Genomic DNA, 24,534 nt, shown 5'->3' on the forward strand with positions numbered 1-24,534 from the left:
ACACACCCACGAGCCAACGAGGAAGAGCATGACCAAAGCGACCGATTCGCCGCAGCCGCCGGAAGCGTTCACGCGCTGGCACACTCGCTACTCGAGCCCCATCGGCGTGCTCTACATTGCCGCCCGCGCGGATGCGATTGTGGGCATCTGGTACGAGGATCAGGCGCATTTTCCTCTCCCCCATGAGCTCGGTGAGCTGATCGAAAATCCCGAAACCTATCTGCGGGAGCACGGCACGGCGGAGGATGAAGAGCCTGCCGGCGAGTATGCTGCGGCGCAGTTGCTGTCTCGCGCTGAGGTAGAGCTTTCCGAGTATTTTGAGCGCAAGCGCACTTCTTTTACGTTGCCGTTAGATCCTGAGGGCACCGACTTTCAGCTGATCGTGTGGGAGCATCTGAAGACTGTTCCTGCCGGGTACACCACCACTTACGGCGAGATTTCGCGTGCGGTTGGCCCGGGTGCCCCGGCGCAGGCTGTGGGTCAGGCGGTCGGCCGCAATAAGGTTTCTATTATGATTCCCTGTCATCGCGTTATTGGTGCTGACGGTAGTCTGACCGGTTACGCTGGCGGGGTTGAGCGTAAGCAGTTCCTCCTCGATTTGGAGGAGCCGGAAGAGGTGCGGGAGGCGCGGCTCTTCTAGCGTCTATCGGCTAGTCTTCGAGGCTTATGACGGGGTGGGGTATACACTGGGTGCGTACCCCACCTTTTTTCGTACCTGTTTTCGGTTTTGTTGACCCACAACACGACATGTAATCGAATATAGTTGCGATTCGCTCTTGCTAGAGCTAATGTTTAAGTAGAACATGCTTCCGAAATACTCGGATCAGCTCAGCAATATCAGAGAGGAGAAACCATGACCTCGCAACCCAATATTCCCGCCAAATCCTTCGAAAACACCCCGAGCTACCCCACGTGGGTAACCGACGAACTTCTGCGCGACTACTACGACACCGAATGGGGCATGCCCATCACCGATGAGCGGGGACTCTTCGAAGCCCTGAGCCTCGAGGCTTTTCAGGTGGGGCTCTCCTGGCGAACAATTCTTGCCCGCCGCGAAGCATTTCGTCGCGCTTTCGAGGGTTTCGATCCCGAACGCGTGGTTGCCTTCACCGACCGGGATGTTGCGCGACTCCTTCAGGATGAGGGCATCATCCGTAATGAGCGGAAGATTCGCGCGGTTATCTCCAATGCGCGGCTGACCATTCGGATGCGTGAGCTTGCCGCCGTGCCGCATGAGACTTACGCGGAGGATATTCGCCTTCCCCTCATCATTCCCACTTCTACCCCGACCAATACGGATAGCCTTGAGACGGCAAACACCCGCCGTCGTCGAGTTCGTACCCTCAGCAATGAAGACCTGAACCGGATGCGCGAACGCATCCTGCCTGACGGCACGCGGGTACCGGTCGGGTTGCCAGCGTGGCTGTGGTCCTTCGCGCCGAGCGAGACGATCGCACCGCATACGCTGGAGGATATTCCTACCGATACGCTCGAGTCCGCGCTTCTTGCCAAGTCTTTTAAGGCACTGGGTGGAGTATTTTTGGGTCCGGTGACCGCCTATGCGCTCATGTGCGCGGTCGGCATGGTGGATGCACACCTGGTGGGCTCGCATCGGCGCGGCTGTTCGGGTCTTTTCGCCTAAACCCTCGAGCCTCTGACACGAAGGCGCGCGCGGGCAGAGAAAAACCGCATGCCACTTCGGTGAAGTAAGCATGCGGCTTCGATGCGTCGAGAGCTTCCGCCCTGAGCTAGATTGTCGCAGAATCAAATCGTCGCAGGATTAGAGCATCACGAAGAGGAAGATCAGGGACAGCAGCGGCGGGGTCAGCTGAATCAGTGCCGGCTTGCGCTTATCCGGGGAGGTGAGGAACAGGTAGGCACCGGCAACCGCCATGGAGCCCAGACCTGCGAACATGAGTGCCACGCCCACCTGCGGGGAGCCGAACCAGAAGGCGAGCAGACCGGTTGCTGCGATCCAGGCGAGCATCAGGTTGTACAGGCCCTGGTTTGCCGCCATCTCCTTAGTGGACTCGGCAAATTCTTCGGTCATGCCGAAGGTTTCGCGGCCCTTGGGCTTAGTCCACAGGAATGATTCGATAATCCAGATGTACACGTGAATAGCGATTGCTACGAATGCAAAGACGGTGGTAATCGTTGCGAGCGTCTGCATTGTTTTTCCTTAAGCAGTAGGTGTTCTATTAGGCACCTGCCCGTTCTTTCTTCTGAGCACAATCTGTGGTGATGTGCAGAATCATGCAGGAGCAAGCACAAGAAGTAATTCTACGCCTCTTCCCGGCCTGTTGGAACTTCCCTGAATATGCGTGAAACCCCTCGATTTGTCTTCTGCAGGGAAAATTGCAGGGTTCTCATCGAGGGGTTTCGTATGCAGGGTTACGCCGAATCCGGTATCGGTCTTTAGCCCATCATGAGCGACAGAGCGAAGGACCAGACGCAGACCAGGCCCAGCAGAATAGCGCTGTACTTAATGGACATGGAGGTAATCTTCGATTCCTCGCCAGCGCTATTTACTGCGGCCGCCGCGATTGCGATGGACTGCGGGGAGACGATCTTACCCATCACGCCACCGGCGGTGTTTGCGGCAACGAGCAGGGTCGGGTCAACAGCAATCTGGGCTGCGGTGGTGGACTGCAGGCCCGCGAAGAGCACGTTAGCGTTCGTCACGGAGCCGGTCACGAACACGCCAATCCAACCGATGATCGGGGACAGCAGAGGGAAGACCGGGCCGGCTGCCGCGAGCGCCAGGGCGATGGAGGTGGTCATACCGGCGTGGTTCATCACGTTTGCAACGGACATGACCAGGCAGATCATGAGGATCGGCATCTTCAGCTGGTTCCAGGTGCCGCCGAGTTCTTCAAAGGCTTCGCCCCAGCTAATCTTCGAGGTCAGCACGGTAATGAGTGCCGCCACCAGAATTGCGGTGCCGGATGCGCCCAGGGTGTTCCATGAGAACATTGCGGTCACGGTCTTACCGGCACCGGTGACGATTGCCTCGTGGATGCCGGGGATGGGGAACGCCAGGGTTGCGGCACCCAGCGGACCAGTGGTTGCGAACACGGGCTTGAGCGCGGTGGACCAGAGCAGGATGGTTGCGGAGAGGAAGATGAAGGGGCTCCATGCCTTAACAATCTCAGCGCCGGTGTGCTTGACGCCCTGCTGCGCCTGAACTTCTTCGAGGCTGGGAGCGGTAGGTTCACGGTAAATGTGCTTGGGCTGCCAGGAACGCATGACGAGTGCCAGCGCCACCAGGGACAGCAGTGGCGGGATGATGTCGACCAGTTCGGGAGAGCCGAGCAGCATCAGGATAGCTGCCTGACCGCCGGAGAAGATGACACCGGTCATGAGCGCTACGAGACCGACTTCGCGGATGCCGCGCATACCGTCCTGGATGGCGACCATCAGTACCGGCACGATTGCCACGAAAATCTGCAGTACCGGGACCATACCCGCGGACAGGTGTGCGGTGTCCAGGCCGCCGACCTTAGCTGCGGTGGTCACGGGAATACCGATAGCGCCGTAGGCGCCGGATGCGGCGTTGGCTACCAGCGCCAGCATTGACGCCTTGAGGGGGTTGAAGCCCAGGGACACCAGCAGTGCCGCGGAGATAGCAATGGGGATACCGAAGCCTGCCGCGCCTTCGATGAAGCCGCCGAAGCAGAAGGCAATCAGTAGCACCTGGATGCGCTGGTCGTTCGAGATGGAGGAGACGGAGGCGCGCACGATGTCGAAGTTACCGGCACGCACGGCGATGCGGTAAAGCCACACCGCCATGAGCACGATCCAGCCGATGGGCCATGCGCCCGAGAGGAAGCCGGAGAGGATGGAGCCGGCACCTGCGGTGATGGGCAGGCCGAAGACGGCGCAGCCGATGATGAGGGTGGTGCCGAGGGTCAGCAGTGCTGACTTGAGGCCGCTGAGTTTCAGGAGGGTCAGGCCCAGCAGGAAGAGGATGATGGGTACTGCTGCGACCAGTGCGGAGAGCACCGGCGAGTTCAGCGGGTTATAGGTTTGCTGCCACATAGGGCGGGTGTTCCTTTCGGTCTGTGCGTTGTTGCGGTTGCTTCTTCCGATACGGCTCCTGTGCTGTATGGAAGCGCTAGGCCGCATAAAACCGATGGGTTCCTCCGCTATGTGGCGGAGTGACCCATCGGTGAAGCGTTATGGTCATCAGTTCCCAGGGGCTGAAGTTGTTCCCTGGTTTTAACTGAAAGAAAGCGGGATTATTCCCGCTAACTAGGTGCTTGTGACTTTATCTGTCTAAGCTATCAGGTCTCCCCCATGAGTTCAGGATAGGATAACCTTAAGTGTGCACAAACGATATTTATGTGCATATTTACGCTCCCCGGTATTCGCCCCCCCTAACCGCTCTCCTTCGAGCCATCAGCCGCGCATCCCACCGCACGCCCCTAACAAGCCTAGATAACGTAAAAGCCCCCTCCTACCGAAGTAGAAGGGGGCTTGATACAGACCGTATTGCGGCGCCTCACTCTCAACCAGAGCGGGCTACACGCATCGGAGCTTCACGCTGTTTAGGAAACAACCAGGGACAGGACGTAAACCCAAACACAGGTGATAGCCAGCAGTGCTGCACTGTACTTGATCGCCATGGAGGTAATCTTGGATTCCTCGCCGGAGCTGTTCACAGCAGCCGCTGCAATTGCGATGGACTGCGGGGAAACAATCTTCGCCATCACACCACCGGCGGTGTTAGATGCAACCAGCAGGGTCTGGCTGACGCCAATCTGCTGTGCGGTGGTAGCCTGCAGGCCAGCGAAGAGGATGTTGTTGTTCACCACGGAGCCGGTCACGAACACGCCAATCCAACCGATGATCGGGGACAGCAGCGGGAAGATAGCACCCACAGCGGCAACAGCCAGTGCGATGGAGGTAATCATACCCGCGTAGTTCATGACGTTAGCAACGGACATGACCAGGCAGATCATGAGGATCGGGGTCTGCAGCTGCTTCCAGGTTGCGCCGAGTTCCTCGATAGCCTCGCCCCAGCTGATGGAGGAGGTCAGGATGGTGATGATGGCAGCCACCAGAATTGCGGTACCGGATGCGCCCACAATGTTCCAGGTGTAGGTCACGTCAATAGGCTTGGGGGTTGCAACGATCGGTGCCGCCTGCGAGATGCTCTGGTGCAGCCAGGGCAGGGAGAACGTGACGTTGGTGAAGCCGAGCGCGCCCTTAGCGGCGAAGACGGGCTTCAGAGCGGTGGACCAGAGCAGAATCACGACGGACAGGTAGACGAAGGGGCTCCATGCCTTGAGGATTTCGCCACCGGTGTGCTTGGTGCTCTGCTGAGCCTGAACTTCTTCCAGGGAGGGAGCGGTGGGCTCGCGGAAGATGTGCTTGGGCTGCCACTTCTGCATGATGAGTGCCAGAGCAATCAGAGCCAGCAGCGGCGGGATGATGTCGACGAGCTCGGGGTTACCGAGGGCTGCGAGCAGGACGGACTGGCCGCCAGAGTAAATCAGACCAACGATCAGTGCTACCAGACCGACTTCGCGGATACCGCGCAGACCGTCCTGAATAGCAACGAGCAGTACGGGGATGAGAGCCGCCATAATCTGGAGAACCAGGACCATTTCGATGGACAGTGCGTGCAGGTCCACGCCACCGCGGGTTGCTGCGGTGGTCACGGGGATACCGATAGCGCCGTATGCACCGGAGCTCACGTTAGCAATCAGTGCGAACATTGCAGCCTTGAGCGGGTTGAAGCCCAGGGACACGAGCAGTGCAGCACAGATAGCAATCGGGATACCGAAGCCTGCAGCGCCTTCGAGGAAGCCACCGAAGCAGAATGCGATCAGTAGCATCTGGATGCGCTGGTCGGTAGAGATGGAGGAGATGGAGGAGCGGACGATTTCAAAGCCGCCAGAACGCACGGAAATGCGGTAGAGCCACACTGCCATAAGCACGATCCAGCCGATGGGCCACATGCCCGAGAGGAAGCCGTAGAGGATGGAGCCTGCACCTGCGGTGACGGGCATGCCGAAGATGGCGCAACCGATAACCAGTGCAATGACGAGGGAGATAACGGCAGATTTAATACCGCTGAGCTTCAGGACGGTGAGGCCCAGAAGGAAGAAAATAATCGGGACTGCTGCCACGAGTGCGGAGAGTGCGCTCGAGTTCAGCGGGTCGTAGACTTGCTGCCACATGATGTACTGTGTTCCTTTCCAGCCCACGGGGGCGGGATCGAGTTGTGCCGTAAAACCTTCCCAGCAACGCTTGTGGCGGCGTGTGTGCCGTGTGTTGTAGGTGCGTGCACCTAGCTGTTTGATGCGTTAAGGACGCTATCCCTTGGGATATATGCCTTCACTTGGGTTCGTGTTGGTTTTGCGGCTATGAAATTTAGCGTGTTGAAACGGCGTTTTTGTCACAAAAACCTAAATATTCCTTGATTTGTCAAGGGAATTTCAGGGTCAGGACAATGAATCCTTAATCCCAAAAACGCAATTCCTTGTGTACCCAATGTACCACTTAACACCCACAAAATCGGGCATATTCCAACATTTAGATTCAAGCTCATAATTGCAACCTAACCTAAAGCCCACCCCGGGTTGAGGGCTCATCCAGCCCCCTCCCCCGCTATTTCAAGGAAGAAACAGCACCCCGGCGCTTTCGGCAGTACACACAGAGCATATCCTGATTACAAACCGCTCAAACTATCAAACCCCGCGAACCCCTAAACGGCATACAAAAAAGCTCCGGAAGGAAAAACCTTCCGGAGCTTTATCTGTCGGGTTGACAGGATTTGAACCTGCGACCCCTTGACCCCCAGTCAAGTGCGCTACCAAGCTGCGCCACAACCCGATTCGTTATTCACGATATTGTTTTCAAGGTTTCCCCTGAACACTCGAATAACTATACCGGGCTTTCAACCCCCACGCAAGCCAGAATCCCCATTTTTAGAAAAAATCTTAAAAATCTTTCTCGCGCAGATTTTCTGCACAGAATCCAGCACGTGGGGGCCAAGCCTAGCAAGGGATCAGCCCAGCACCACGGCATCGGGCAGGCACATCCCCGCTACTAGCGGCGGCCGCCCTTACCCTTCTTAGCCTTCGCGCTCTGACGCTCACCCAGGGAGCGGCGCTCACGCACACGCATCGAAATCTCAATCGGAGTACCCGTGAAATCAAAAGTCTCACGCAGACGACGCGTAATGAAGCGGCGGTAACCCGGATCCAAGAAACCGGTCGTAAACAGCACGAACTTCGGCGGACGCGAAGACACCTGAGTACCGAACAGAATACGCGGCTGCTTACCGCCACGCAGAGGGTGCGGATGCGCGGCCACAATCTCGCCCAGGAACGCGTTCAGGCGACCGGTCGGAATACGCGAATCCCACGACTCCAGCGAGCGCTCCAGGGCGGGCACCAGCTTGTCCTTGTGCCAGCCGGTCTTCGCCGAAATGTTCACGCGAGGAGCCCACTGCACGTGCGCCAGGTCGCGCTCAATCTCACGCTCGAGCATGTCGCGGCGATCCTCATCGAGGGTATCCCACTTGTTGAATGCCAGGACCATTGCACGACCCGAATCAATCACAGTCTGCACAATACGCACATCCTGCTCAGAAATCGGCTCGGAAACGTCCAGCAGCACCACGGCAACCTCAGAACGCTCCAGAGCAGTCTGAGTACGCAGCGAAGAGTAGAACTCCGCGCCCTTAGCCATGTGCTGGCGACGGCGAATACCCGCCGTATCCACGAAACGCCAGGGGTAGCCGCCCAGCTCAATAATCTCGTCAATCGGGTCACGAGTCGTACCAGCCAGGTCGTTCACCACGGCACGCTCAGAACCAGCCAGCTTGTTCAGCAGCGAGGACTTGCCCACGTTCGGGCGACCCACCAGAGCCACACGACGCGGGCCACCCAGCGCCTCCGGCTGAGCGAACTGCGAGTGCTCCGGCATGACCTCAAGGATCTCGTCCAGAGCATCCGCCAGGCCGCGGCCGTGCAGACCCGACACCGGGAACGGCTGACCCATACCCAGCGACCAGAGGTTATAAATCTCCGGCTCCAGGTGAGCATCGTCAATCTTGTTAGCAATCAGAATGATCGGCTTCTTCACGCGGCGCAGCATACGCACAATCTGCTCGTCCGAAGCGGTCACACCCACACGGGCGTCCACCACCAGGACCACAACATCGGCCTGCTCCACAGCAATCTCAGCCTGCTCAGCAACCTGAGCATCAATACCGCGGGCGTCAGACTCCCAACCACCGGTATCAACCAGGGTGAAGCTCTTACCCAGCCACTCAGCCTTATAAGACACGCGGTCACGAGTCACACCCGGCTTATCCTCAACCACCGCTTCACGGCGGCCCAGAATACGGTTAATGATGGTCGACTTACCCACGTTCGGGCGGCCAACAATCGCCACTACCGGATCAGCGAGCTGCTCTTCCTCTTCCTCAATGTCGAAGCCCCAGGCACCCAGCAGGGCGCGGTCCTCTTCATCCAGGTCGTAATCCTCAAGGCCCTCAAGCAGAGCCTGAGCACGCTGGTCAGCGGTCTCATCATCAATCTCAGCGAGGCGCTCGGTAACGTCGTCCTCGCCACCGCCCAGGTACTTCTCTTCGTAATCGTCGCGGATAGCGTCCTCAGCCATGCGCATTCCTTTCTCTACCCGCCCCGCGCCCAACCCGTAGGTCAGCACGCGAGCGCGGCTCAACGTCTTATCGGGAGCGGATGCACCACTCCCCCAGCGTTTCGGCGGGGCCTAACCCGCGCGCTTCGCCTTCAACTGGTCATTCACAGCGTTAATCACTGCAGAGACCGTCGCATTAAAATCAAGATCCGAGCTGTCCACCAGGGTCACGCCCTCGGCAGCTTCCATAAAGTTATTGACCTTCGAATCCTTCGCATCACGCTCAGCGATCTGCTTGCTCAAGTCACCCGAAGCGCCGGACTTCTCCGCGTTCTCCAGGCCACGGCGCGCCATGCGCACCTCTTCAGAAGCAGTCAGCAGGATGCGCGCATCAGCGTCAGGAGCGACCACGGTGGTGATGTCGCGGCCCTCAGCGACCATGCCGTTAATAGCGTGGTCAATCATCCAACGCTGCAGGCCAATCAGGTGCTCACGAACCGCCGGAACCGAAGCCACAGCAGACACCGCCGAAGAAATGCGCTCGCTACGAATCTCCTCACGGATATCGGTCGAACCCATCAGAATCTCTTCTTCCTTAATGTTCGTACCGAACACCAGGGGCATCTCCTCGACAGCCTTCGCGATCGCCTCAGCGTCGTTCAGGTCAATGCCAAGTTCCAGCACACGGTAGGTTGCGGCACGGTACATTGCACCGGTGTCCAGGTACGCCAGGCCAAAGTGGCGTGCAACTTCCTTAGACACAGACGACTTACCGGAACCGGAGGGACCGTCAATAGCAATCGTCAGTTTAGGGTTCTCGTGCATCAGCACTCCTTAAAATTCGTCTCAAACTTTATGCCGGAAAATACAGCTTTAACTCTACTTCACAACACGCCAACCGCGAGCCGACAAATCGCGGACCAGCGCCTCATGAATAGACGGATTGACCGAGATTTCAGCCATACCCACCGGGGCACCCGTCGAGTGCTCCAGACGCAAATCCTCAAGGTTCGCACCCAACTCACCAATCTCGGCAAGCAAACGAGCCAGCGTGCCGGGGGTGTCGTCCACCAGCACCGTCATCTTTGCGAACGCGGCGGGGGCAGTACCGTGCTTACCCGGAATACGGCTCACGCCCGCGTTGCCTTCGCTCATCAGCTGCGCCAAATCCAGGCGAGCGCCGGAAGCCGTCGGGTTCTCCAGCGTCGCGATGAGGCGGTTCAGGTCATCACGCACACCGTAGAGAGTCTGCACAATCGGGTCAGCGTTCGCCGCAAAAATCTGCACCCACAGCGTCGGGTCTGAAGCCGCAATACGCACCGTATCGCGCAAACCCTGACCCGCCAGGGACAGCGCATACAGCGGAGTGTCCTGCAGACGCGAAGCCAACAGCGAGCTCATCGCCTGCGGCACATGAGAAATCAGGGCAACCGTCTGATCATGCTCCTCAACGCCCAGAGAAGTCACAATCGCGCCCAGCTCCACCGCCACAGAACGCACCAGACGCACACACTCGGGGCGAACCGAATTGTGCTCGCAGATGATCCACGGACGCGCCTGGAACAGCTCACCGCGAGCAGCCACCGGGCCAGACTTCTCACGTCCAGCCATCGGATGCGAACCCACGTAACGGGACGCATCCGCACCCGAGGCAAGCACATCAGCCAGCGGCTGCACCTTCACCGAGGCAACATCCGTCACCACGGCGCCGGGGTAGCCCGCCTCCGGTCGAGGCGCATAGGTGTTCAACGCGCGAGCGCACACGGCACCGGCACTATCCGGAGGCGCAGCCACCACCACCAGCTGCGGGGCGAACGCGGCGCGTTCCTCCTCCGACAGGGTGGAGAAGCTTGTACCGGCACCGATATCCTGCGCCACAGCCTCGGCGGTGGGTGAAATATCTTGGACGTACACGTCCTCGCATCCTGCCGCACGCAACCCCAAACCAATGGAGGCACCCAGCAGACCCGAGCCGATAATGAGCACCGGTCCGGTCAGTGTTGAGTCGATGGGCAGCTCAGATGCGGAAAGCTCAGCGGGCAAGCTCATGACAACTCCTTAGCGTTATTACATGTCGACCGAAGCGAGCAGGTGACCGATCTCGACCTTGGAGAGGTTACGGACGGTACCCTGCTTCTGCGAACCAATACGGATCGGGCCCATCTCGACGCGGACCAGGCGCTCAACCGGGTAGCCGACAGCGTCGAAGAGACGGCGCACGATGCGGTTCTTACCGGAGTGGATGGTCACCTCAACGAGCACGTGGCCGGGAGTGGAGTCCACCAGCTTGAACTCGTCCACGCGAGTCACGCCGTCTTCCAGGCGAATACCCTTCTTCATGGCTGCGCCGACGCCGGGCTCCATCGGGCCGGGAACCTGCACCAGGTAGGTCTTGGGCACCTCGTAGGAGGGGTGGGTGAGGCGGTTCGCCAGTTCACCGTCGTTGGTCAGCAGCAGCAGACCCTCGGTTTCGACGTCCAGGCGGCCCACGTGGAACACGCGCTCGCTCATGGAGGAACGCAGGAAGTCAGAGATGCAGGGGCGACCTTCGGGGTCTTCCATGGTGGAGACCACGCCGGCGGGCTTGTTGAATGCCATGTAGACGAGCTTGTCGTTGGTCTGAACGGTCATGCCGTCCACCTGCACGGTCACCTTGGAGGGGTCCACGCGCACACCCAGCTCGGTCACGACTTCACCGTTAACGGTGACGCGGCCTTCGGTAATCATTTCTTCGCAGACGCGGCGGGATGCCACACCGGCCTGAGCCAGCAGCTTCTGCAGGCGCACGCCGTCGTGGTCGTAGAACTCGTAGTGGTCTACCGGGGCGTTGCGGGGGCGGCGGGGGCGGTGCGGGCCAGCGTAGTTGCTGACGCGGTATTCGCCGCGCTCGTTTGCGAAGGCTTCACCGGAGCGGTAGGGGCGGCCCGGTGCGCGGCGTTCGCGCTTGGGCAGTTCGGTACCGCGGCCTCGACCTGCGCGGCCTGCGCCGAACTTCTTCTCGCCAAACTTCTTCTCGCCAAACTTCTTGTCACCGAACTTCTTCTCGCCGAAGCCCTTTGCGCCGCCCTTGCCTGCGCCGCTCTTCGGTGCGCCGGGACGACCGCCGCGTGCGGATGCGCCCTTAGCGCCGGGCTTACCGCCCTGACCGGGACGAGCAGCGCCGGGACGGCCACCGCGGGAGTTCTGGGGGCGACCGGATGCAGAGCGGCCGCCGCGGGAGGAGTTTCCATATGCCATGGTGTTCTTCTCTTTTCTGTCGTATAGTGCGAACGTTTCAGGCTTTTCCAGAACGTTCGTTCGTCTTATTGATTCGTTGTCTTAGTCGTTGCCCTCGGCAAGCACTGCGGCTTCCGTGTCATCGGGCAGGAAGGGCGCGAGCGCCGGTAGCTCCTCCAGGGAGTTCAACCCGAGCTTCGCCAGCAGCAGCTCCGTGGTTTCGTAGAGGGTCGCGCCGCTTCCGGCTTCTCGCCCTGCTTCACGAATCAGCTGCCGTTGCAACAGCTGACGGATTGCCGCGTCCGCGTTTACGCCTCGAATGGAGGCTACCCTCGCCCTGGTCACCGGCTGCTGGTAGGCAATCACGGCAAGCGTCTCGTAGGCGGGCTTGCTGAGGGTCGCGCTCTTGGAGCGGGTCACGAAGCGTGCCACCCAGGGGGCGAAGTCGTCGCGGGCGTAGAGCTTCCAGCCTCCTGCGATGTTCCGCAGCTGGAATCCGCGCGGTTCGGGCGCCACCCGGTTTTCGTCTTCTCCGTAGCCGCTTTCTTCGCCGTTGTACTCGCGGTACAACTGGTCGAGCGCGTGCTCAACAGCTCGTTCGCTGACGATGAGCGCGGCGGAGAGTTCTTTGACGCCCACGGGCGCTTCGGCAACGGCGAGGATCGCCTCGATGGCGCTTTTGACGCCGCCGGGGATTGCCTCGACCTTGGAGAATTCGGCTTCGGCATCGACCGCCACACTGGGTGCGGTGGAGGGGCCTCCCGCCGGAATCTTCGCAGGTTTCTTCTCTGCGTGGGGCGCAGGTTCCTGCGGTGCCTCGGAGCTGTCGGAAATGTCGGAACCATCGGAGTCCTCTACCGTTTCAGCGGCTTCAGCCTCCTCAGCTTCTTCGGTCACCTCATCCAAAGGAGCTGCCGATACCGCATGCTCAGCCGGCTCAGCTTCCGCCTCAGCAGGCTTCGAGATTTCAGCCTCTGCCGCCTCTACCGGCGCCAAATCGGCCTGTTCCGAATCCTCGTCTGCGTTCGGATCCCAGTAGCCCATGTTCACGATGGCAAGGTCGTCAGGGGTGAATTCACGGTCAAAGCGTGAGCCGTGATTACTCATAATCCTCCTCTACCTGTTCCGTGTTAGCTTCAGATTCGTTCGCAGAGTCGTTCACTTCGGGTGATTCAGGCGCTTCACTGATTTCGTGCGCTTCCTGAGCGCCTGCGGCATCTGCAGTTTCTTCGCGAATCACGAATTGTGCCGCGCTCGCGCGTACCCGAATGGCTCCGAGCGGTGCGTCCTGTTCTACGTGCAGGGCGCCTTCTTTGTAAAGCTCCAGTAGCGCCAAGAAACGAACCACCGCGATTTCTAGCTCACCGGATCCTTGAACCAGTTCGGTGAAGCTGAGTTCCCGCGCCGCGGTATCGAGCAGGCTGTGCAGAATGTAGTGTTCTTCAGCCGCGATAGTGGTCAGCGGAACGTGCAGGTGCTCGTTGAGTTCTTCAACGATTTCTTCGGGTTCCGGCTCGGGCTCTTTGGGGGTTCGGCTCAGCGCGGCGGCGGCGATGCGGGCGAACTCTTCGGCGCCTCCGGTGAACACCAGCTCGGGTAGCGCCTGGGCGAATCGTTCTTCGAGGGCTACCGCACGAGGAAAACGTTGTGCTTCTTGCGCCCAGCGTTCAGCAAAAATATCGGCAACTTCGCGGTAAGCGCGGTATTGTAGCAGACGGGCGAAAAGCAGGTCGCGTGCCTCCAGCAGTGCAACGTCCTCTTCGAGGGGTTCACGATGCTGCGGGAGCAGGCGTGCGGTTTTGAGTTCCAGCAGGGTTGCGGCGGTGACCAGAAATTCGCTGGCTTCGTCGAGTGCGCGTTCGGTGCCTTCAGCGTAGAGGGCGTGCAGGTATGCGAGGAACTCGTCGGTGACCTCTGCGAGCGCCACCTCGGTAATGTCGAGTTTGCGGCGCGAAATCAGGGTCAGTAGAAGATCAAAGGGACCCTCAAAATTACTGAGGGTGAGGGTGAAACCGCGTTCCGGGTTCTGCAGGCCGCGGCCCTCAGTCCGGGCGTTTGCGGCGGTGTCTGCGTTCGGTGTCGGTACCCTCACGGCAGCGACGTTCGTGGTCATAAACGACCTATTCTCCTTAGGTTTATTCTCCCCGGCTTCGTTGGTGCCGTCTCAGATGCGGCTTCCACTTCGCCTATTTTCGGCGCGAGTAGTGTGCGGGGGTCTTTAGAATCCACACAATTATACGCCCTCTGCCGGTGTGACTCAAGGGTGAGAGTCACCTCAGCAGAGGGCGTATAGATGTGGGGGCTTTAGCGTGCGCCGCCCTTATAGATCAGTTCGCGTGCCACCTGGCGGTATGCTTCCGCGCCGGGGTGGCTGGAGGCGTAGCTGAGAATCGGCTCAGCGGACACCGACGCGTCCGGGAACTTCACGGTGCGCTTGATGACGGTGTCGAAAACCTTGTCGCCGAATGCGTCCACGATGCGTGCCAGAACTTCCTTGGAGTGGATGGTGCGCGCATCGAACATGGTGGCAAGTACGCCTGAGATTTCGAGGTCGGGGTTCAGACGGTCCTGAACCTTCTCGATGGAATCGACCAGCAGTGCGACGGCGCGCAGTGCGAAGAACTCACAAATCAGCGGAATGATGACGCCTTCGGAGGCGGTCAGTGCGTTGACGGTCAGCAGGCCCAGGGAGGGCTGGCAGTCGATGAGGATGACGTCGTATTCGTCGCGGACCTTGCGCAGCGCCGAGGCGAGAACCTGCTCGCGAGCCACTTCGTTGACCAGCTGAACTTCAGCTGCGGAGAGGTCAATATTGGCGGGCAGCAGGTCGATGTTCTCCACGCCGGTAGGCAGGATGACGTCCTTGATGTCGACCTTGCGGTCCATCATGACGTTGTAGACGGTTAGGTCCAGTTCGTGCGGGTTCGCACCGAAACCGGCCGAGAGAGCACCCTGCGGGTCGAAGTCGACCAGCAGCACCTTACGGCCGCATTCTGCCAGTGCCGCGCCCAGGTTAATGGTGGAGGTGGTCTTACCCACGCCGCCCTTCTGATTCACCATAGAGATAATGCGGGCGGGACCGTGGCTGCTCAGCGGAGCCGGGTCGGGGTATACGCGCAGGGGTCGACCGGTGGGGCCGAGTTCTTGAGCCTGAGCTTCAGTCAATGGTTCACCTTCATCAATGAATTCGAAGTTTTAAAGTTTAAGCGTTGTCTATAAGGTTACCTCAAGAGCGCCTGTTCCGCGGATTGACGGGGTTTTATCCCCGTTCGTGGGCACGCGGATGCGCCATGCGGTACACCTCCATGAGCCCCTCAGGCGTAACCTTGGTGTACACCTGAGTGGTGGCGATGGAAGCGTGCCCGAGCAGTTCTTGCACCACGCGAATATCGGCACCGCCCTGCAGCAGGTGCGTTGCGAAGCTGTGGCGCATGGAGTGCGGTGAGAAGTCGGAGCTGAGCCCGGCGGCTTCGGCGGCTTCCTTGAGGATGAGCCAGGCGCCTTGGCGTCCGAGTCTGCTGCCTCGGCCGTTGACGAAGAGCGCGGCGGTGCCTTTACCGTGCGCTACGAGGGAGGGGCGGGCACGCACCAGGTAGTCTTGGATTGCTTTTTGGGCGTAGCTACCAATAGGTACGAGTCGCTCTTTATTTCCTTTGCCGAAGAGTCGAACGTAGCCGGGCAGAGTGATCTGGTTGCCGTCTTCATCGGTGAGGGTTCCTTCGAAGTGCACGTCGTCGATATCGGCGTTGAGCATTTCGCTCACGCGCGCGCCGGTGGCGTAGAGGAATTCGAGGATGGCTCGGTTACGTAGCCCGGTTGCGGTTTCGCGGTCGGGTACGGCGAGTAGCCGCTGGATGTCTTCTACGCTGACTGCTTTGGGTAGGCGTTTAACGTTCTTGGGCGGGGTGACCGGTGCCGCCGGGTCGGTGGGCACGATGAGCGCGGAGACCCAGAAGGCGTGTGCTCCGCGGACTGCCGCCATGGTGCGGGCGATGGAGTTCGGGCCCAAGGGCAGGGGCAGGCTCGGCGCGCCTTCAGCGGTTGGCGTTTCTTTTTCTGGCGCCCCGGCTTTCTCCGGCTGCCCGGCACGACCTTTTCCAGTACCTCGCCCCGACTCGGAGGCGATCATCAGCGCCAGCGATTCTGCGGCTTCTTCCTGTACTTCCTGAAATTCCTGCGCGTTCTGCTTGTTCTTCTCCCCCGCTTCAAATCCGGCAAGGGGCACGGTGGGGGCGGCGAGTTCCCGCATGAAGGAGCGTACCTGCGCGGTGGTGATGCGTTCGGGGTCGATGACGCCGAGGGTCGCCATGTAGGCGCTGTATCGTCGCAGGTCGCGCGCGTAGGAGGCGATGGTGTGTTCACTGCTTCCTCGCTCCACGCGCAGGTGGATGAGGTACTGCTCGATGGCTCTCTGCAGCGGGGTCTGCGCCTCCTGGTGGGAAGCACCCAGGGCAGAAGAACCCAGCATGGAGGAACCAGCAGAAGAGGGCACGCCGAGCAGACCCGCGCCGCGGGGTGTCTTGCTCACCGTACTTTTTGCCTGCTTCACGCTATCTCCTCTGCCGGTTCTGTTGATATTTGGGCCTCTTGACGTTTGGGTTTGCCGTAGGCGAGACTACTCCCCCGCCCTACGTTCGGTTCTTAGTGGTTGCGGAAGTTCTCCGGCTTTTCGCGGCGCTGTCCCATGTAGGGGTGGAACTCCCAGCCGCCCTCGGCGGGGCGCAGACCTTCAAAGTTGTTCTGCGCCGCCGCGTAGGTGGCGAGTACCGCCTGGATAGCGAGCGCGTTGTGAACCTTTCCGCCCAGTACCAGCTGTACTGCCTCGGCGAGGGGCACCCAGCGGTAGGTCATTTCTGCTTCTTCGTCGGTGCGTTCGCTACGTTCTTCGGCGGGCAGTTCCGAGAGGTTACGCGCCAGGTAGACGCGGCCTGCTTCGCTGGTTGCGCCGGGGCTGCTGAAGTAGTCGGTCAGTGCGTTCCAGGTGTCTGCCTGCAGGTCTGCCTCTTCGGCAAGTTCGCGCTGCGCGGCGACCAGGGGGTCTTCACCGTCGATGTCGAGCAGTCCTGCGGGTACTTCCCAGAGGTTCATGCGCACCGGGTGGCGGTACTGGTTGAGCATCAGCAGTTCGTTGTTGTCGTTGAGGACCGCCACGGCGACGGCGCCGGGCATTTCCACGACGTCGCGGGTCAGCACGGTGTTTTTGTTGAGTTCGTACTCTTCAACGGTCGTTTCGATCACGTAGCCGCTGTACTTCACGGTGCGGGTGCGGATGGTGCGTTCGGAGGGTGCATCAATAATCTGCTGGTTGTTGCTCATTCTTTCATTGTAGGCGGCTTCTTAGCCCCGCTACGTTTGGCGCGTCAGGTACGGGCACGGAATAAGGCATGTTCAGGTTTAAACGAAAGCATCCCGCTCTCCCCTGCGCGGGGTGAGCGGGATGCTGAACGTTTGTGCCTAGACGTTAGGCGCCGCGGCGCTCCAGAGCAGCCTTAATCAGGCCGGAGAAGAGCGGGTGCGGGCGGGTCGGACGCGAGCGGTACTCGGGGTGTGCCTGAGTTGCCACGTAGTAGGGGTGTGCTTCTGCAGGCAGTTCCACGTACTCGACCAGCGAGGAGTCCGGGGAGGTACCGGAGATGCGCAGGCCTGCTTCTTCAAGCTGCTCGCGGTACTCGTTGTTCACCTCGTAGCGGTGGCGGTGACGCTCTGCAACCTCGGTTGCACCGTACGCCTTAGCTACCTGAGAGCCGGGAACAAGGTTTGCCTTGTACAGGCCCAGGCGCATGGTGCCGCCCAGGTCGCCTGCACCTTCGACGAACTGCTTCTGCTCTTCGATGGTTGCGATGACCGGTACGGAGGTTTCCGGATCGAACTCGGTGGAGGATGCTTCGGTCAGACCCAGTACGTTGCGTGCGTACTCGATGACCATGGACTGCAGGCCGAGGCAGATGCCCAGGGTCGGAAGCTTGTGCTCGCGTGCGTACTTGAGGGCACCGATCTTGCCGTCCAGGCCGCGGATGCCGAAGCCGCCGGGCACGAGGATTGCGTCCATGTTGCGCAGCTGGTGGTCTGCATCTTCGTCGGTTGCGCACAGGTCGGCTGCAACCCACTTGATGTTGACCTTCACGTTGTTTGCGAAGCCGCCGGCGCGCAGAGCCTCGGAGACGGACAGGTATGCATCGGGCAGGTCGATATACTTACCGACCAGGCCAACGTTGACCTCTGCTGCGGGGCGGTGCACTGCGTCGAGCAGGCGGTCCCACTGGGTGAAGTCCGGTGCGGGAGCCTCAATGCCGAAGTAGTCGAGGATGTAGTCGTCGAGCTTCTGGCTGTGCAGGGTCTTGGGGATGTCGTAGATGCTGGGTGCGTCGGCGCAGGAGATGACTGCGTCGCTGTCCACGTCGCATGCGTTACCGATCTTGGTACGGTGCGAGACGGGGACCTCACGCTCACAGCGCAGGATCAGACCGTCAGGCTGGATGCCCAGGCCGCGCAGTGCTGCGACGGAGTGCTGGGTCGGCTTGGTCTTGAGCTCGCCGGAGGGGCCGATGAAGGGTACCAGGGAGACGTGCAGGAAGAAGACGTTCTTGCGGCCAACATCGCGGCGTACCTGGCGTGCTGCCTCCATGAAGGGCAGGGACTCGATATCGCCGACGGTACCACCGATTTCAGTGATGATGATGTCGGGTGCGTTTTCAATTTCCGCTGCGTGACGCATACGGGCCTTGATTTCGTCGGTAATGTGAGGGATGACCTGGACGGTGTCGCCGAGGTATTCGCCGCGGCGTTCCTTTGCGATGACGGAGGAGTAGACCTGGCCGGTGGTCACGTTAGCGGACTGGTCGAGGTTTTCGTCCAGGAAGCGCTCGTAGTGTCCGATGTCGAGGTCGGTTTCAGCACCGTCGTCGGTGACAAAGACTTCACCGTGCTGGAAGGGGTTCATCGTACCGGGGTCGACGTTCAGGTAGGGGTCGAACTTCTGCATGGTCACAGAGAGGCCACGTGCGCGAAGAAGCTGACCGAGGGAAGAGGCCGACAGGCCCTTACCGAGAGAAGATGCAACGCCGCCGGTCACGAAAATCTGGCGGGTTACCTTGTCGTTAGAGGACGCGTTCAGAGCGTTATTTTTTTCATTCACCACGGAATTCAAGCCTACCATTTTCTTGTCTGCTATCCAAGCAGAGGGTTTTGCCGCGAGAGGATTCTCTCAGGCGGCTTTCCCTCCCCTATTTGTCCTTATCACCACTGTAAACGGAGCTGGGGATTTATTATTCCCGCCGCGCCGTGTAGAAGCAGGTGTAGGAGCATTCACAGAGTATCTCACATCCTCTGGGCTCCATGCGCCGCTATTGGTCACCGGCGCGGGTAACACCGACAACTTTCTGAGGCGTGCTCGCGTGCCTCAGCACCTTTGATGGTCTTTGGTACGAAAGATGCCACCTTTCGGCGCTTTTGCCAGCACTTTCCTCATGCTTTTCCCTGCCGGTTTGCCGCCGGCTTGCCGCCGGCTTGCCGCCGGTTTCAGCGCCCCTGCGGCACTTCTCGACCGGCGGCAAGCAACTCTCGGGCGTGCTCTCGCGCCGATTCTGATTGATCGTGCCCGGAGAGCATTCGCGCCAGTTCCACCACGCGTTCCTCTTCGGAAAGTACCTTGACCTTTGAGAGGGACGCGTCATCGTTTTTCAGCACGAGGATGTGCTGGTCCGCGAAGGCGGCAACCTGCGGCAGGTGGGTGACCACCAGAACCTGCACGTGTCGGGCGAGCATGGCGAGGCGGCGACCGATTTCGATAGCGGCCTTACCGCCCACGCCGGAGTCCACCTCGTCGAAGATGAAGGTGGGTACGGGGTCCACTTCGGCAAGCACTACCTCCAGGGCGAGCATCACTCGGGAGAGCTCGCCGCCGGAGGCGCCCTTACCGAGCGGGCGCGGCACAGCGGTTCGGTGGGGCGCCAGCATGAAGGTCACGGTGTCTCGACCGTGTACCGAGAACTTTTCGGCTTCGGCAACTTCCACGACCAGGGAGGCGTTCGGCATGGCAAGAGCAGTGAGCTCCTCGCTGACGGCATCCGCCAGTTTCTGCGCGGCGGCACGGCGCAGGGCGGTCAGCTCTTCTGCCTGGGCGCCAAGTACCTTGCGTAGCTGTACCAGCTCGGTTTCCAGGGTTTCCTGTCGCTGCGGGTCATCCACCAGGGTTTCGAGGCGTGCGCTGGATTCTTCGGCCCATTCGAGGACCTCTGCAATGTCGGCACCGTACTTGCGGGTGAGGGTCGCCAGCTGGGCGCGGCGAGTCTGCACCTGCGCCAGACGTTCGGGGCCTTCAACATCCAGGGAGGCCATGTAGGAGGACAGATCCGAGGAGATATCGGTGGCAAGAATCAACAGTTCGTTGACGCGCGCGGCGAGGGAGGCAAGCTCTTCGTCAGCGTCTGCCTGCGCCTGTAGCGCGGAGCGGCTTGCATCGAGCAGGCTCATGACGCTCTGCTCGTCGCCGGTGGAGTATTCGCTACCGCTGAGCGCTGCGGAGGCGGTTGCCGACGCAATGCGTAGTGCCTCCACGTTCATGAGCTTCACCATTTCGGCTTTGAGCTCTTCTTCTTCGCCCGCCTGCGGGTTGACGGCGCTGATTTCTTCGAGGGCACCCTGCAGGGTCTGCGCTTCGAGGGCTCGTGCGCGCGAGTTTTCGCGTACTTCCTTCAGCTCTGCGGCGGCGGCGCGGTATCGCTCGTAGTTTTCGCGGTACTTCTCCAGCAGGTTGGCGAGCTCTTCGCCGGCGTACAGGTCGAGGGACTGGCGCTGCTCTGCCGCTGATTTGAGGCGCAGCTGATCGGACTGGCCGTGGACTGCAACAAGAGTCTGACCAATCTGAGACAGGGTTCCGATGGGTGCGGAGCAACCGCCGACGTGGGCGCGGGAGCGTCCCGAGGCGTTGACGGTGCGCGCCAGAAGCAGTTCGGAGGTCTGTTCGTCAATGTCTTCGGCGGTGCCGCCGGCTTCTTCGGCAAGCTCGAGGGCGCGGTGCCCGTGGGGCAGGCGAATCACTGCTTCGGCGAGGGCGCTCTTAGCACCGTTGCGCACGCTGGAGGCGTCGGATCGGGCGCCCAGGAGCATGCCGAGGGCGGTGACAACCATGGTTTTACCTGCGCCGGTTTCGCCGGTCAGCACGGAGAATCCGGGTTCGAGGGGGAGCCTCGCATCGGTGATGATGCCGAGGTCTCGAATATGGATTTCCTCAATCACGAACGTTCATTCCTTTTCTTTAGTGCTTCTCGGTGTCCTGCGGGCCGCGCCAGCCACGGATCGGAAGCTCAAATTTACGCACCAGTCGCTCTGAGAAGGGAGCCGGGTGGATACGGGCGAGCAGCACCGACTTTTCGGAGCGTCGCACCTCAATACGGGATCCGGGGTCCAGCTCCACGGTTCGGCGGCCATCGCACCAGAGCACGCCGGAGGCACCGTTTCCGGGCATCATTTCTACCGCCAGGGTGGAGGTTGGCGCTGCTACCAGCGGGCGCGCGAAGAGCGCGTGAGCCGAGAGCGGCACCATGAGAATTGCTTCAACTTCGGGCCAGACGACCGGGCCACCGCCGGAGAAAGCGTAGGCGGTCGAGCCGGTGGGGGTTCCCATGACCACGCCGTCGCAGCCAAAGCTGCTGAGCGGGCGGCAGTCCACCTCGATAATGACTTCAATCATTTTTTCGCGGTTGCCCTTTTCGACACTGGCTTCGTTCAGCGCCCAGTCGCTGTGCACGCGCTTGCCGTCGTTCCAGACTTCCACATCAATTGCCATGCGTTCTTCAACGGTGTATTCGTTGTTGACGATGCAGCGAACGGTTTCGGTCAGGTCGCTCTCTTCAGATTCGGCGAGGAATCCGACGTGTCCCAGGTTCACGCCAATGAGCGGAACGCTGGTTCGGCGTACCATTTCTGCGGCGCGAAGAATCGAACCGTCACCGCCGAGCACCACGCCGAGTTCAATATCGATGAGCGCTACAGATTCGTGGACGACCTGCACGGGGACGGGCTCGTCCCAGTTTTCGCTCAGGGTCTCCAGATCGGAGCGAGTCATGACGGGTGCGAGTCCCGCTTCGTAGAGCTGGGTGCATGCCTGTCGGGCGGCATCTCGTGCTTCTTTGCGCCCCACGTGGGCGAAGACGAGAATCTTACGGTGACGCTGCCCTACCGAGTCTTCGGAACCATAACGATCAGGCTCATGGCGTTCGGAACCATAACGCGCACCTGCGGCAGCCACCTGTGCGGTTGCCTCCTGCGGTGCGTGGCTTTCGTGTTCTGCCATAACGACTCTCTCCCATCGGGTGTTGAGATGGTGTATCTACACCTATCATACCGAATATGTTCTCGAAAATTTCCCAAAGCACCATATTTTTAGAAAATTATTTCGAATAGCGTACAGCTGGGTCTCTCTAAAATACCCATGACTATAGCGCCAGTGAATAGCACGACAGCCTGAGAATACCCCGTCCTCAACGCGTCCTGCGTTACCGGGCGGGTTTCTCAGACTGCCTGAGCACTATTTATTTTCGACACCATATCTATTTTCGGCACCGTGTTTATTTTTGACACCAGAGGAAGTACTCTACGTTGCCGTCCTGTCCGGGGAGCGGGCTGGGTTCCATACCCATCACGCGCAATCCGTGGCTTACCGCAGATGCCTGGACTTTTTCCACTGCTTCACGGCGGGCGGATTCTTCGTGCACCACTCCCCCGCGTCCGATGCGGTGCTTGCCGACCTCGAATTGCGGCTTGACCATGAGCACCAGGTCGCCGCCGGTTTCGGTTGCGTTCGCTAGCGCCTCCATGACCAGGGTCAGCGAGATGAACGAGAGGTCAGAAACCGTCAGTTCGACCTGCCTACCAATGTCTTCGGGCTTCATGTAGCGAACGTTGAGCCCTTCGTACACGCCAACTCGCGGTTCTTCGCGTAGCGTGTCCACGAGCTGCCCGTGTCCCACATCAACGGCGGCTACGTGGGCGGCTCCTCGACGAAGCAGCACGTCGGTAAAGCCTCCGGTGGATGCTCCCGCGTCCAGGCAACGCTTGCCCTCCACCTCAATATCGGGGAACGCGTCGAGGGCACCGGCGAGTTTGTGCCCTGCGCGGCTGACGTATTCGGTCAGCTCGCTCTGGCGCACGTAGAGGGTGTCCTCGGGACCTACGAGCATGGACGCTTTGCGTGCAACTTTGCCGTTGACTTGCACGTCTCCTGCCGCAATGAGTTTTGCGGCTAGGGTTCGGGAGCTCACGAATCCAGCTTCAACCAGGTATTTATCGAGGCGCACAGTGTCCTTGTCTTCTTTCTCTCGTCTGGTGACGGGTTATCTAGTGCCCCCTCAGAGCATCGCTGTTCTGAGGGTTCACCGCCGCGAACTAGGAGAGGTTTTCGAGGTCCTTCTCCAGTTGCTCACTCATCGTTTCGAGGCGCTTGACGCGCTCTACGGGGTCCATGGCGAGGGTCGCCGCCAGCTGACGCTCAAATTCTGCGTCAAGCTCAGTGTTTTCCTCTGCCGTGCTGTTAGTCTCCGGTTCTTTAGGCACCGGGAATCCCCTGGATGTTGGGGCGTGCACCCTGTTCGGGGTTTGCTGCCCACCATGCCGCGCAGGCTACACGCCATGCTTCGGCTTCGCTCTCGCTGCCCGCGAATGCTTCGACATCTTCATTCTCGGGGCCGGTCAGGCTGAGGTTTTCACCGCGAACTCGTGCCTGCCAGGTGGGGCCGGTTGCGATGACTTCGTCGCCTTCGTAGAGCACCTCAATTTCAGGGTAGGGTGCAAAGAAGTCCTCGAGGGTGCGCAGAATATAGGTCGGACGCTGGTTCGGCACGGCCTCGATGACGTCCTGGTAGGTCTGTACGCCGGTGAGGACGAGGGCGCCGTCCATCTTTGCATTGTTGGCGCCGAGAATGTCGGTGTCCAGGCGGTCGCCCACGATGACGGGGCGGCTGGAGTTCACAGCCTGAGCTGCGGTGTGGAAGATGGGCGCTTCGGGCTTGCCCGCGACGAGCGGAGTGCAGCGGGTTGCGCTTGCCACGGCTGCTACGAGGGTGCCGTTACCGGGTGCCTGGCCTCGTTCCTTGGGGATGCTCTGGTCGGTGTTGGTTGCAATCCAGAGGATGTCGGGGTTTGCGAGGGTGTAGGCGGCTTCCGCAAGGTCTTCCCAGCCGATCTTGGGGTCGAATCCCTGAATGACGGCTACGGGGCCTTCTTCTTCCTTGCGTACGGTTTCGAGGCCTACTGCACGAACGCAATCGGCAAGTGCTTCGGTGCCGGTGATGAGTACCTTGGAGCCTGCGGGTACATGCTGTGCGAGCAGTGCGGCACCTGCCTGTGCGGAGCTGACGACGCGTTCTGCTCGGGTGTGCACACCCAGTTCACGCAGGTGCTCTGCTACAGATTCTACGGAGCGCGAGGCGTTGTTGGTAACGAAGATAACCGGTACGTTGAGTTCTTCTTCGGCGCGGTTGAGCGCTTCGGGTGCACCTTCGATAGCGAAGGGGCCTGCATAGACTACGCCGTCCAGATCGGAGAGGAGGGCATCGTAGCGGGATAGGAGTGCGTTCGTGGTCATAGAGTGTTCCTCTCGGGGTCTCTGGCGGTTGTCGCTATTAATCGTACCTGTTAGACACTCTAGCGTTGGTGCCTTCGGGCGATTATATGAAAAACCGCTGGACGCTCTCCCCTGCTTGG

The 24,534-nt window shown here is 60.3% G+C and carries 20 protein-coding genes and 1 tRNA gene; 2 read left to right on the forward strand and 19 right to left on the reverse strand.

Features of this window, described 5'->3' with window-relative positions; translation table 11 throughout:
- Nucleotides 1-28: 28 nt before the first annotated feature.
- Nucleotides 29-640, forward strand: coding sequence for a methylated-DNA--[protein]-cysteine S-methyltransferase (locus RM6536_RS01095; RefSeq protein WP_060823696.1), 612 nt, complete (start codon nucleotides 29-31; stop codon nucleotides 638-640).
- 213 nt (nucleotides 641-853) lie between these two features.
- Nucleotides 854-1,642 carry a DNA-3-methyladenine glycosylase I gene (locus RM6536_RS01100; RefSeq protein ID WP_060823697.1) on the forward strand — a complete coding sequence of 263 codons (789 nt, stop codon included), beginning with the start codon at nucleotides 854-856 and terminating at the stop codon, nucleotides 1,640-1,642.
- Between the two features lie 138 nt (nucleotides 1,643-1,780).
- Here the strand turns inward: RM6536_RS01100 and RM6536_RS01105 are convergent, their stop codons facing one another.
- From RM6536_RS01105 to RM6536_RS01195, 19 genes are all read right to left on the reverse strand, one after another.
- A complete protein-coding gene (locus tag RM6536_RS01105; RefSeq protein WP_060823698.1) occupies nucleotides 1,781-2,170 on the reverse strand; it encodes a DUF1304 domain-containing protein in 390 nt (129 codons plus the stop codon).
- 245 nt (nucleotides 2,171-2,415) lie between these two features.
- Entirely contained in the window at nucleotides 2,416-4,038 is a 1,623-nt protein-coding gene (locus tag RM6536_RS01110; RefSeq protein ID WP_060823699.1) for an L-lactate permease, read from the reverse strand.
- Nucleotides 4,039-4,547: 509 nt separating this feature from the next.
- A complete protein-coding gene (locus RM6536_RS01115; protein ID WP_060823700.1) occupies nucleotides 4,548-6,185 on the reverse strand; it encodes an L-lactate permease in 1,638 nt (545 codons plus the stop codon).
- Nucleotides 6,186-6,766: 581 nt separating this feature from the next.
- Nucleotides 6,767-6,840 (reverse strand) — tRNA-Pro (locus tag RM6536_RS01120).
- Between the two features lie 216 nt (nucleotides 6,841-7,056).
- Nucleotides 7,057-8,637, reverse strand: coding sequence for a ribosome biogenesis GTPase Der (der, locus tag RM6536_RS01125; RefSeq protein WP_060823701.1), 1,581 nt, complete (start codon nucleotides 8,635-8,637; stop codon nucleotides 7,057-7,059).
- Between the two features lie 111 nt (nucleotides 8,638-8,748).
- Nucleotides 8,749-9,441, reverse strand: coding sequence for a (d)CMP kinase (gene cmk / locus RM6536_RS09110; RefSeq protein ID WP_060823702.1), 693 nt, complete (start codon nucleotides 9,439-9,441; stop codon nucleotides 8,749-8,751).
- Nucleotides 9,442-9,495: 54 nt separating this feature from the next.
- On the reverse strand, nucleotides 9,496-10,665 hold the full coding sequence (locus RM6536_RS01135; RefSeq protein ID WP_060823703.1) for a prephenate dehydrogenase: 1,170 nt from the start codon (nucleotides 10,663-10,665) through the stop codon (nucleotides 9,496-9,498).
- A gap of 18 nt (nucleotides 10,666-10,683) precedes the next feature.
- On the reverse strand, nucleotides 10,684-11,853 hold the full coding sequence (locus tag RM6536_RS01140; RefSeq protein ID WP_060823704.1) for a pseudouridine synthase: 1,170 nt from the start codon (nucleotides 11,851-11,853) through the stop codon (nucleotides 10,684-10,686).
- An 81-nt stretch (nucleotides 11,854-11,934) separates the two neighbouring features.
- Entirely contained in the window at nucleotides 11,935-12,939 is a 1,005-nt protein-coding gene (gene scpB / locus RM6536_RS01145) for an SMC-Scp complex subunit ScpB (protein WP_060823705.1), read from the reverse strand.
- Nucleotides 12,932-13,945: a segregation and condensation protein A gene (locus RM6536_RS01150; RefSeq protein ID WP_060823706.1), complete on the reverse strand. Its 1,014-nt coding sequence runs from the start codon at nucleotides 13,943-13,945 to the stop codon at nucleotides 12,932-12,934. Before RM6536_RS01150 ends, scpB begins: the two co-directional genes overlap by 8 nt.
- 191 nt (nucleotides 13,946-14,136) lie before the next feature.
- The gene (locus RM6536_RS01155) at nucleotides 14,137-14,997 is read right to left on the reverse strand and encodes a ParA family protein (protein WP_005506637.1); all 861 of its coding nucleotides are present in this window, start codon (nucleotides 14,995-14,997) and stop codon (nucleotides 14,137-14,139) included.
- 94 nt (nucleotides 14,998-15,091) lie between these two features.
- A complete protein-coding gene (locus RM6536_RS01160; protein WP_060823707.1) occupies nucleotides 15,092-16,381 on the reverse strand; it encodes a site-specific tyrosine recombinase XerD in 1,290 nt (429 codons plus the stop codon).
- A 92-nt stretch (nucleotides 16,382-16,473) separates the two neighbouring features.
- The gene (locus RM6536_RS01165) at nucleotides 16,474-17,148 is read right to left on the reverse strand and encodes an NUDIX domain-containing protein (RefSeq protein ID WP_060823708.1); all 675 of its coding nucleotides are present in this window, start codon (nucleotides 17,146-17,148) and stop codon (nucleotides 16,474-16,476) included.
- Nucleotides 17,149-17,293: 145 nt separating this feature from the next.
- Nucleotides 17,294-18,988, reverse strand: coding sequence for a CTP synthase (locus tag RM6536_RS01170; protein ID WP_049354916.1), 1,695 nt, complete (start codon nucleotides 18,986-18,988; stop codon nucleotides 17,294-17,296).
- A 362-nt stretch (nucleotides 18,989-19,350) separates the two neighbouring features.
- Nucleotides 19,351-21,069: a DNA repair protein RecN gene (gene recN, locus RM6536_RS01175; RefSeq protein WP_060823709.1), complete on the reverse strand. Its 1,719-nt coding sequence runs from the start codon at nucleotides 21,067-21,069 to the stop codon at nucleotides 19,351-19,353.
- Nucleotides 21,070-21,088: 19 nt separating this feature from the next.
- Nucleotides 21,089-22,126 carry an NAD kinase gene (locus RM6536_RS01180; protein ID WP_081094633.1) on the reverse strand — a complete coding sequence of 346 codons (1,038 nt, stop codon included), beginning with the start codon at nucleotides 22,124-22,126 and terminating at the stop codon, nucleotides 21,089-21,091.
- Between the two features lie 274 nt (nucleotides 22,127-22,400).
- Entirely contained in the window at nucleotides 22,401-23,129 is a 729-nt protein-coding gene (locus tag RM6536_RS01185; protein ID WP_060823710.1) for a TlyA family RNA methyltransferase, read from the reverse strand.
- Between the two features lie 88 nt (nucleotides 23,130-23,217).
- Nucleotides 23,218-23,385 carry a hypothetical protein gene (locus tag RM6536_RS01190; protein WP_060823711.1) on the reverse strand — a complete coding sequence of 56 codons (168 nt, stop codon included), beginning with the start codon at nucleotides 23,383-23,385 and terminating at the stop codon, nucleotides 23,218-23,220.
- Complete coding sequence (locus tag RM6536_RS01195) at nucleotides 23,378-24,415, reverse strand: HAD-IIA family hydrolase (RefSeq protein ID WP_060823712.1); 1,038 nt, start codon at nucleotides 24,413-24,415, stop codon at nucleotides 23,378-23,380. The genes RM6536_RS01190 and RM6536_RS01195 overlap by 8 nt, the downstream gene beginning before the upstream one ends.
- Nucleotides 24,416-24,534: the final 119 nt, after the last annotated feature.

The organism is Rothia mucilaginosa (assembly GCF_001548235.1).
GTDB lineage: Bacteria > Actinomycetota > Actinomycetes > Actinomycetales > Micrococcaceae > Rothia > Rothia mucilaginosa_B.